The sequence below is a fragment of the Nocardioides sp. CPCC 206347 genome, assembly GCF_048654605.1.
In the GTDB taxonomy this organism is placed as follows: domain Bacteria; phylum Actinomycetota; class Actinomycetes; order Propionibacteriales; family Nocardioidaceae; genus Nocardioides.
In genome coordinates, this window is record NZ_JBMCYZ010000005.1 from 492,845 (window position 1) to 502,118 (window position 9,274).

Annotated in this window: 10 protein-coding genes; 6 read left to right on the forward strand and 4 right to left on the reverse strand. The window is 68.3% G+C overall.

Annotation, left to right across the window (positions count from 1 at the left end):
• Positions 1 to 2: 2 nt before the first annotated feature.
• Positions 3 to 638 carry a potassium channel family protein gene (locus tag ACOACQ_RS19275; RefSeq protein ID WP_420289070.1) on the reverse strand — a complete coding sequence of 212 codons (636 nt, stop codon included), beginning with the start codon at positions 636 to 638 and terminating at the stop codon, positions 3 to 5.
• 72 nt (positions 639 to 710) lie between these two features.
• On the opposite strand from ACOACQ_RS19275, the gene ACOACQ_RS19280 reads away from it, so the two are divergent.
• Positions 711 to 1,403, forward strand: a complete 693-nt coding sequence (locus ACOACQ_RS19280) for a hypothetical protein (RefSeq protein ID WP_420289071.1) — start codon at positions 711 to 713, stop codon at positions 1,401 to 1,403.
• Here ACOACQ_RS19280 and ACOACQ_RS19285 read toward each other — a convergent pair whose 3' ends face one another.
• Positions 1,404 to 3,203 carry an acyl-CoA dehydrogenase gene (locus ACOACQ_RS19285; protein WP_420289072.1) on the reverse strand — a complete coding sequence of 600 codons (1,800 nt, stop codon included), beginning with the start codon at positions 3,201 to 3,203 and terminating at the stop codon, positions 1,404 to 1,406.
• Positions 3,204 to 3,380: 177 nt separating this feature from the next.
• On the opposite strand from ACOACQ_RS19285, the gene ACOACQ_RS19290 reads away from it, so the two are divergent.
• Entirely contained in the window at positions 3,381 to 3,830 is a 450-nt protein-coding gene (locus tag ACOACQ_RS19290; RefSeq protein WP_420289073.1) for an HNH endonuclease, read from the forward strand.
• On the opposite strand, the gene ACOACQ_RS19295 is transcribed toward ACOACQ_RS19290, so the two are convergent.
• Together ACOACQ_RS19295 and ACOACQ_RS19300 are read right to left on the reverse strand one after the other, a co-directional pair.
• On the reverse strand, positions 3,823 to 4,626 hold the full coding sequence (locus ACOACQ_RS19295) for an isocitrate lyase/PEP mutase family protein (protein ID WP_420289074.1): 804 nt from the start codon (positions 4,624 to 4,626) through the stop codon (positions 3,823 to 3,825). The genes ACOACQ_RS19290 and ACOACQ_RS19295 overlap by 8 nt on opposite strands.
• Positions 4,623 to 5,063, reverse strand: a complete 441-nt coding sequence (locus ACOACQ_RS19300) for an Lrp/AsnC family transcriptional regulator (protein ID WP_378599997.1) — start codon at positions 5,061 to 5,063, stop codon at positions 4,623 to 4,625. The genes ACOACQ_RS19295 and ACOACQ_RS19300 overlap by 4 nt, the downstream gene beginning before the upstream one ends.
• A 171-nt stretch (positions 5,064 to 5,234) precedes the next feature.
• Here ACOACQ_RS19300 and ACOACQ_RS19305 point away from each other — a divergent pair, with 171 nt between their 5' ends.
• The 4 genes from ACOACQ_RS19305 to ACOACQ_RS19320 are packed head-to-tail and all read left to right on the forward strand — an operon-like array spanning position 5,235 to position 9,181.
• The gene (locus tag ACOACQ_RS19305; RefSeq protein ID WP_378599975.1) at positions 5,235 to 6,401 is read left to right on the forward strand and encodes a polyamine ABC transporter substrate-binding protein; all 1,167 of its coding nucleotides are present in this window, start codon (positions 5,235 to 5,237) and stop codon (positions 6,399 to 6,401) included.
• Entirely contained in the window at positions 6,385 to 7,518 is a 1,134-nt protein-coding gene (locus tag ACOACQ_RS19310) for an ABC transporter ATP-binding protein (RefSeq protein WP_420289075.1), read from the forward strand. The genes ACOACQ_RS19305 and ACOACQ_RS19310 overlap by 17 nt, the downstream gene beginning before the upstream one ends.
• Positions 7,518 to 8,366, forward strand: coding sequence for an ABC transporter permease (locus ACOACQ_RS19315; protein ID WP_420289077.1), 849 nt, complete (start codon positions 7,518 to 7,520; stop codon positions 8,364 to 8,366). The genes ACOACQ_RS19310 and ACOACQ_RS19315 overlap by 1 nt, the downstream gene beginning before the upstream one ends.
• Positions 8,363 to 9,181: an ABC transporter permease gene (locus tag ACOACQ_RS19320; protein ID WP_420289078.1), complete on the forward strand. Its 819-nt coding sequence runs from the start codon at positions 8,363 to 8,365 to the stop codon at positions 9,179 to 9,181. Before ACOACQ_RS19315 ends, ACOACQ_RS19320 begins: the two co-directional genes overlap by 4 nt.
• Positions 9,182 to 9,274: the final 93 nt, after the last annotated feature.

Consider the following 9,274-nt stretch of genomic DNA (forward strand, 5'->3'; position numbering starts at 1 on the left):
GCTCACGCGCGCGCCTCGCGCTCGGCCTCAACTCGTCCGAGGATCCACGCGGCCACGGTCGCCGTGACCGCGCCCACCAGGCCGATACCGACGAGCATGAGGCCAACGGCGACAACGCGTCCCGTCGTGGTGACAGGGAAGTAGTCGCCGTAGCCGACGGTCGTCACGGTGGTGCACGCCCACCACAGTGCATCGCCAAAGTTCAGGATGTTGGCTCCCCGGGCGTCCTGCTCCGCGTCCAAGGTGGCCAGCGCACCGAGCCCGACGGCGAGCGCGGCTGACCCGGTGACGTAGACGGCCACACGTCCGGCGAGCGAGTTGGCGGCCGAGCGGTCCAGAACGCGTACGAACGCCACCAACCGGAGAAGTCGAAGAGGGCGCAGTACCGGGAGAGCAATCAGGGCGACGTCGTACCAATGGCGGAACGCGTAACGACGCCGATCCTCGGCAAGGATCAGACGGATCGCGAAGTCCGCCGCGAACGCACCCCACACGGTCCACGACACGACATTCAGGAACCCCGCGAAGTCGGAGTCCATCCTGGGGTCCAGCACCTGCCACGCATAGGCCACCAGGAACGCGACGGCCAGGAGGATGAGCGGGATCTCGGTGCGCCTTTCCCAACGCTCAACAGTCATGGCCGGAAGTGTTCCAGCGATCCCCCGACTGCGCGTCCGGTACCGCTACCTCGTCGCCCCTAGGATCGCGGCATGGCTGACCAGCCCCCGAACTGGGACACCTACCAGCCGCGCCGCGACGACACCCGGAGCGTCGGCCCCACGCCGCCGCCCACCTCGCCGTACGCGAGCGGGGGCACCTTCGCAACGTACAACGCACCCGCCGAGCAGCGTCGGGTACGACGCCGGATCGGCCTGTTGCTGGCTGGCGCCGTGGTCGTGGTCGGTGGCGCGGGGGTTGGCGTCTGGGCGATCGTCGAGGCGGCGACCGACGACAGTCCGTCGACGTCGACGACCCGCACCGTGACCGACACGGAGGTCAAGGTGGAGGTCAACGGCTCGGGCAGCGTCAACCTGTTCACCACCGCGGGCACCGCCGACCTGGCGTCCGCGCTCCGCGAGGAACGCGGATCGACGCAGGTGCTCGAGGTCGTGCTGTTCCACCACAACGCCGTGGTGACCGTCGCGGACAAGGACGCACCCGACGGGGCGCGGATCTACCAGTGGGACGGGGACCTGACGGCGGTCTCGGAATCGGTGGCGGTCCGCAAGCCGTTCGACCTGCTCGACCTCGAGGGCGACGTGCTCGCCGACCTCTGCGGCGATGACCCCAACCAGTGCACGGTCGTCGCCGGCCGCCCGCTCCCCGGTGACGACGGGGCGTGGCTCACCGTGGTGGGCAGTGACGGCCCGCAGCGGACCGACCTGCGCGGCAACGCGGCCTGATCAGAGCCAGTCGCCGTCGACCTCGTTGAACAACTGGTCGCCACCCGCCAGCAGGTCCAGCATCGGGCCGACCTTCGGCAGCTCGTGGGTGAGGAAGTACCTCCCCGCAGCGCGCTTGCCGTCGTAGAACTCCCCCGCCTTGCCGTTCGCGGCCAGGAGCTGCTCGAGCCAGATCCACGCCACCACCACGTGGCCGGCGGCCTCCAGGCCGGTGGTCGCGTTGGCCAGGGCGACGCGCGGGTCACCGGACTCCCACGCCGACGCCACCGCGGTCACCAGGCCCTCCACCGCACCAGACAGCCGGAACGCGTACTCCTTCAACAACGGGCCGGCGTCACCAGCGCGGCCGACGGTCTCCATGATCGTCTCCTGCAGGAGCAGCAGCCCGCGGCCGCCGTCGAGCACGAACTTGCGGCCGAGCAGGTCCTGGGCCTGGATGCCGTGCGTGCCCTCGTGGATCGGGTTGAGCCGGTTGTCGCGATAGAGCTGCTCGACGCCGTACTCCCGCGTGTAGCCGTAGCCGCCGTGCACCTGGATCGCCAGGTCGTTGGCGGCCAGGCACCACTGCGACGGCCAGCTCTTCACGATCGGCGTGAGTACGTCGAGCAGGGCTCCTGCACGCAACCGGGCCTCCTCGTCCGGGTGGGTGCGCTGGTCATCCAGCAGCAACGCAGCCTTCAGCGCGAGCGCCAACCCGCCTTCGACGTACGACTTCGAGGCGAGGAGCATGCGTCGCACGTCGGCGTGCTCGATGATCGGAACCGGTACGGCGGCCGGGTCCTTGCCGCCCAGCGGCCGGCCCTGCTCCCGCTCACGGGCGTAGGCGAGGGCACGGCGGTAGCCGGTGTAGCCGAGCGCGACGGCGCCCGCCCCGACGCCGATCCGCGCCTCGTTCATCATGTGGAACATGGTGGCCAGCCCGCGGCCCTCCTCGCCGACCAGCTCGCCGACCGCCCCCGGCTGGCCGGACGGCAGGTGCTTTCCTTCACCGAAGTTGAGGATCGTGTTGACCGTGCCGCGGTAGCCCATCTTGTGGTTGACCCCGGCCAGCGTGACGTCGTTGCGCTCCCCGCGGCTCCCGTCCTCACCGACCACGAACTTCGGCGTCGCGAACAGCGACAGCCCCTTCACACCGGCCGGTGCACCCTCGGCGCGCGCCAGCACGAGGTGGACGATGTTGTCGCCCATCTCGTGGTCGCCGCCGGAGATCCACATCTTGTTGCCGAAGATCCGGAACGTCCCGTCGGGCTGGCGGACGGCGCGGGTCGTGATGTCGGCGAGCGACGAGCCGGCCTGCGGCTCGGACAGGCACATCGTCCCGAACCAGCGGCCCTCCAGCATCGGTGGCACGAACCGCTGCACCTGGTCGGGCGACGCGTGGGCGAGCAACAGGTTCGCGTTGGCCATCGTCAGCATCGCGTAGCCGGCGGTGGCGGTGTTGGCCGCCGCAAACCAGGCGAAGCACGCCTGCTGGATGACGTGCGGGACCTGCACCCCACCGACCTCGGCATCCATCGCGGCCGAGATCAGCCCCGCGTCGGCGTACGCCCGCAGCGCGGTCGCGACCTCCGGGATGATCGTGACCGTCTCGCCGTCGAACTGCGGTTCCTGCTGGTCGCTCGTCGCGTTGTGCGGTGCGAAGTACTCCGCCGCCAGCGACGTCGCCAGGTCCAGGACGGCGTCGAACGTGTCGCGACTGTGCTCGGCGAACCGCTCGCGCGAGGTGAGCCCGGCGACGTCCAGCCACTCGTGGAGCAGGAAGTCGAGGTCTCGTCGCGACAGCAGCAGGTCCGGGTTCACGTCCCCAGCCTGCCCGACCGTCTCCGTAAATCGTTAGGCCAGCAAGGCCCCGATGTACGACGGTTGGACACCTGATCGTGGTCCAGCAGGCCGGGATTCGACTCCATGTCGTCACCCAATTGATGAACGCTCGATACGAAAGAAGCGTAGAAACGAACCAGAGAGGAGGTGCCAGCGGTGTCCGCGACAACAGTGACCCTGCTGAACGCCTCCTACGAGCCCCTCGGCAAGGTGTCGTTCAACCACGCCGTCCGGATGCTCTTCCGCGAGGTCGCGACCGTCGAGGAGGGCCACGGCGACAAGACGATCGGCCCGCACCCGTGGCCGCGCGTCATCCGCCTGGTCCGGTACGTCGCCACGAAGTGGATGTACCGACCGGCACCCTGGACCCGCCGCGGCGTCCTCGTCCGCGACGGCCACCGGTGCGCGTACTGCTCCGGTCGCGCCACGACCGTCGACCACGTGTTGCCGGCATCGCGCGGCGGCAGGTGGGCGTGGACGAATTGCGTCGCGGCCTGCGGGCCGTGCAACAGCAAGAAGGGCAACAAGACGCCGCGCGAGGCAGGGATGCGACTCCTGTGGGAGCCGTACGTCCCGACCCGCGCGCAGCTCGTCACGCTCAGCTGAGCAGCGCGTCCACGTTCGGCAGGTCCCGGAACATCGAGACCGTACCGTCCTCGGCAAGCTCCCGGGCGGCGTGGAGGAAACCACTCCACGCCGTCTTGGCGAGCGTGCCACCGACGCTGATCCGGCGGATGCCCAGGTCCGCCGCCGCGGCGACGGTCGTGAACGGCGCGTTGATCAGCAGGTTCACCGGCTTCGGAGCGACCGCCGCGACGACGGCCTGGATGTCCTCGACCAGCTCGATCCGCGGGGCGTAGAGACAGTCGGCCCCCGCATCGGCGTACGCGACCAACCGGCGGACGGTCTCGTCGATGTCGGGGCGGCCGGCCACGAAGCCCTCGGAGCGAGCGGTGAGCAGGACGCCCGTCCCGGACTCGTCGATCGCCTGGCGGGCGGCGCGGATCCGCTCGACGGAGAGCTCGAACTCGAACAGCGGCTCGGCGTCGTCCTGCGAGGAGTCCTCGATCGAGAGGCCGGCGATCCCGGTCGCTGCGGCGAGCTTCACGTTCGCCGCGACGCCGTCGGGCTCCACCGCGAATCCGCCCTGGAAGTCCGCATTCACCGGGATCTGCACCGCGCCCGCGATCGCGCGGAGGTGGTCGAGCGCCTGCTCGAGGGAGAGCTCGTTGTCGGCGAGACCCAGGGTCCAGGCCGCGCCGGCACTGGTCGTCGCGAGCGCCGGGAAGCCCAGCTGCTCGAGGACCCGGGCGCTGCCGATGTCCCAGGGGTTCGGCATCACGAAGCAGCCGGCGGCGTGCAGGTCGTGGAAGGCGGCGATGCGGTCGTCGTACGTGGTCATCTGACACCCCAGGCATAGGTCTGCTTGCGCAGCTTCAGGTAGACGTGGGTCTCCGTCGAGAGCACGCCCTTGATGGTGCGGATCCGGCCGGACACGATCTCCAGCAGGTGGTCATCGCTCTCGCAGACGACCTCCACCAGCAGGTCGTAGGACCCGGCCGTGATCACGACGTAGTCGATCTCGTCGATCGCCGCGAGCGCGTCGGCGATCGGCTCGAGCTGGCCGGTGGCCTTGATGCCGATCATCGCCTGGCGGGCGAAGCCCATCTCGGTGGGGTCGGTGACCGCCACGACCTGGACCACGCCACCGTCGACGAGGCGCTGCACGCGCTGGCGCACCGCGGCCTCCGAGAGTCCGACGGCCTTGCCGATGGAGGCATACGAACGACGGCCGTCCTCCTGGAGCTCGGCGATGATCGCCTTCGAGACGTCGTCCAGCACGACCGAGCGGGATTTGTTCACGGACCCGATCCTCACAGGGTTCAGGCACCCTACGCAACACGCAGGTACGGATTCCGTTGCATTCATGTCAACTGACCACGGAATCCCTTGTCACCGGTAGTCCGCCGTGTCACGATGCGCACATCTTTGATTCGGAGGTGGCATCCGTTGGTCTCTTCCCGGCTGAGTCGCAGGACCATGCTGCGCGGCGGCTCCGGGCTGCTCCTCGGCGCGGGCGGCCTGGCGGCACTCCCCCTGTTCGGAACCCCCGATCGCAAGCAGGACCCCGCGAAGTGCACGACGCGCGACCTGTCGGAGTCCGACAAGCGCCTGATCGTGTCGAACTGGCCGGGCTACCTCGACGAGGACGACGGTGAGTACACCTCGACGCTGACCGACTTCCAGAAGGCGATGGGCATCGAGGTCAGCTACACCGCAGACGTCAACGACAACCTCGAGTTCTTCGCCAAGGTCGTCAACCAGCTCGGCTCCTGCCAGTCCTCCAAGCGCGACCTGTTCATGCTCACCGACTGGATGGCCGCCCGGATGATCCAGGTCGGGTGGATCCAGCCCCTCGACAAGGCGAAGGTCCCGAACCTGCACGCCAACCTGATCGACTCCCTCGCCGGCGTCGGCTGGGACCCCGATCGCACCTACTCCGCGCCGTGGCAGAGCGGTCTCACCGGCATCGCCTACAACAAGTCGAAGGTCAAGGAGGTCCGCTCCTTCTCCGAGCTGCTCAGCCGCCCGGATCTCAAGGGCCGCGTGTCCCTGCTCACCGAGATGCGCGACACCATGGGCCTGATCATGCTCAGCGAGGGCGCCGACCCGGCCAACTTCACCGACGGCGACTGGGACACGGCCCTCGAGCGGCTGCGCAAGGCGCGCGGGGACGGGCAGATCCGGGCCTTCACCGGCAACGAGTACATCCAGGACCTCGCCGCGGGCAATGTCGTGGCCTGCGAGGCGTGGTCCGGCGACGTCGCCGCGGCCGAGGACGAGAACCTCGTGTTCGTCACGCCCGAGGAAGGCCAGATGATCTGGGCCGACAACATGCTGGTGCCGAACCTCGCCACCCACAAGGGCAACGCCGAGAAGTGGATCAACTACTACTACGAGCCCGAAGTGGCGGCGAAGCTCGCGGCGTACGTCTGGTACATCTGCCCGGTCAAGGGCGCACAGGAGGCGATGGAGAAGGTCGACCCGAGCCTCGTCGACAACCCGTTGATCTTCCCGACCGCCGAGTCGCTGGCCACCACGCACTCGTTCATGGCCCTCGAGGAGTTCCAGATCCGCGCCTACGAAGGAGATTTCGCCGATGTCATTGGCGGCTGACAGCTCGCGGAGCCTCCGGCTCACCGCACTCACCAAGGAGTTCAGCACCTTCACCGCGGTGAAGGCCCTCGACCTGGAGATCCCCGCAGGGAAGTTCTTCGCCCTGCTCGGCCCGTCGGGCTGCGGGAAGACGACCACCCTGCGCATGGTGGCCGGCCTCGACGTACCGACCTCAGGCACGATCCACCTCGGCGACGACGAGATCACCTACGAGAAGCCCTACCGGCGCCCGGTCAACACCGTCTTCCAGAACTACGCCCTGTTCCCGCACCTCGACATCCACGAGAACGTCGCCTTCGGCCTGCGCCGGCGCAAGGCCAAGGACGTCGACGAGCAGGTCAGGGCCATGCTGGAGCTCGTCGAGCTCGAGGGGCAGGCCCGCAAGAAGCCGCCCATGCTCTCCGGCGGTCAGCAGCAGCGGGTGGCCCTCGCCCGGGCGCTGATCAACCGACCCGAGGTGCTGCTCCTCGATGAACCCCTCGGCGCCCTGGACCTCAAGCTGCGCCGAGGGATGCAGATCGAGATCAAGCGGATACAGACCGAGGTCGGCCTCACGTTCGTGCACGTCACGCACGACCAGGAAGAGGCGATGACCATGGCCGACACGATCGCGGTCATGAACGGCGGCGAGATCGAGCAGATGGGCTCGCCGGCCGAGCTCTACGAGAACCCCCGCACCACCTTCGTCGCCAACTTCCTCGGCCAGTCCAACCTGATCGCAGGCACGGTGAGCAACGCGGGCAGCGACGTGGTGAAGGTCGACATGCAGGGCACCCAGGTCTCGATCGCCGCCGACCGGGCGCACGTGCAGAGCGGTCCGGGTTGGGTGGGCATCCGGCCGGAGAAGGTCCTCATCGCGCCCGAGGGCGAACCGATCGACGCACCCGGCAACCACATGCAGGGCGGGGTGGTCACCGACGTCAGCTTCGTGGGGGTCAGCACCCAGTACCTCGTGCGGATGCCGTGGGGCCAGGAGCTGATGTCCTTCGAGCAGAACACCGGCGCCCGCGGCATCATCGCCCGGGGCACGAAGGTCGACGTGTCGTGGCGCCCGGAGTTCTCCTTCCTGCTGCCCGCAAGCCAGGACGTCAACGCCGGTGCGGTGGAGGAGTCCTGATGCGGAAGGGGCGGTTCACCGGCTACTGGCTGATGCTGCCGGCCGTCGTCTGGCTCGGGCTGTTCTTCGTCATCCCGTTCCTCTCGCTCCTCGCGACCAGCCTCTACGACCCCGAGGGCTCCGTCCTGACCGGGTACGACGTCACGTACCGCTTCGCCAACTTCACCGACGCGCTCGGGGAGTTCTGGCAACCCCTGTGGCGCTCGCTCTGGTACGCCGGCGTCGCGACCGCGATCTGCCTGGTGCTCGGCTACGTCCTCGCCTATGCGATCGCCTTCAAGGCCGGCCGGTGGCGCACCTTGTTGCTGGTCCTGGTGATCGCGCCGTTCTTCACGAGCTTCCTGGTCCGCACCCTGTCGTGGAAGCTGATCCTGGCCGACGACGGGTTCGTCGTGGATGCCCTGCAGACGGTGCACCTGATGGGTGAGGACGGCCGGCTGCTCGCGACGCCGGTCGCCGTGATCGCCGGACTGGTCTACAACTTCCTGCCCTTCATGGTGCTCCCCCTCTACGCCAGCCTGGAGAAGATCGACGGCCGGTTGATCGAGGCGGCCGGCGACCTCTACGCCTCCCCGACCCGCGGCTTCCTCAAGGTGACCCTGCCGCTGTCGATGCCGGGCGTGGTCGCCGGGACCCTGCTGACCTTCATCCCGGCAGCCGGCGACTACATCAACGCGAGTCTGCTCGGCAGTCCGAACCAGCGGATGGTCGGCAACGTCATCCAGGACCTGTTCACGAGCACCGGCGACTACGCGGCGGCCGGCGCGCTCTCGGTGATCCTGATGGCCATCATCGTGGCGATGGTCATGGTCTACATCCGCAAGGCCGGGACGGAGGAGCTCCTGTGAACGGACTGCAACGAGCCGGACGATGGATCCGCGACCACGTGGTGATGGCGGCCGGGGCGCTCGTCCTCGTCTACATGTTCGTCCCGATCGCCGTCGTGATGTTGATGAGCTTCAACGACAACAGCAAGTCCCGCAACGTCTACGCGTTCCAGGACTTCACGCTCGACAACTGGGCCAACCCCTGCAAGCCCGACGGCATGTGCGACGCGGTCCTGCGCAGCGTCGAGATCGGGCTGCTCGCGACCGTGGTCGCCACCATCCTCGGGACCCTCGCAGCGTTCGCGCTCGTCCGGCACAGCTTCGCCGGCCGCTCGGCCATCAACACGATCATCTTCCTGCCGATGGCCTCCCCCGAGATCGTCATGGGCTCCTCGCTGCTCGCCCTGTTCGTGTCCGCGGGCTTCGGCGGTCGACTCGGGTTCTGGACGATCTTCATCGCCCACGTGATGTTCTGCCTGTCGTTCGTCATCGTGACCGTCAAGGCACGCCTGGCCGGGCTGGACGAGAACCTCGAACAGGCGGCGATGGACCTCTACGCCAACGAGGTGACGACCTTCTGGCGGATCACCTTCCCGCTCGTGTTCCCCGGCATCGCGGCAGCGGCCCTGCTGAGCTTCTCGCTGTCCTTCGACGACTTCATCATCACCAACCTCAACGCCGGCCAGACCGTCACCTTCCCGATGTTCGTCTGGGGCGTCTCGCAGCGCGGCATCCCGATGCAGGTCAATGTCGTCGGCACCGCGATGTTCCTGATCTCGATGTTCCTGGTGCTCGGCAACATGCTCGCCACCCGCAGGTCGAAGCAGCCCGCCTAGCTGTGATGCCCAGGGAGGTTGTCCCGCCCTCCGGCGGTGAGTCGGGCTGACAGGTGAGGGCCCCCGGTTGTGAAGTGGAGCTGTCTAGTTCAC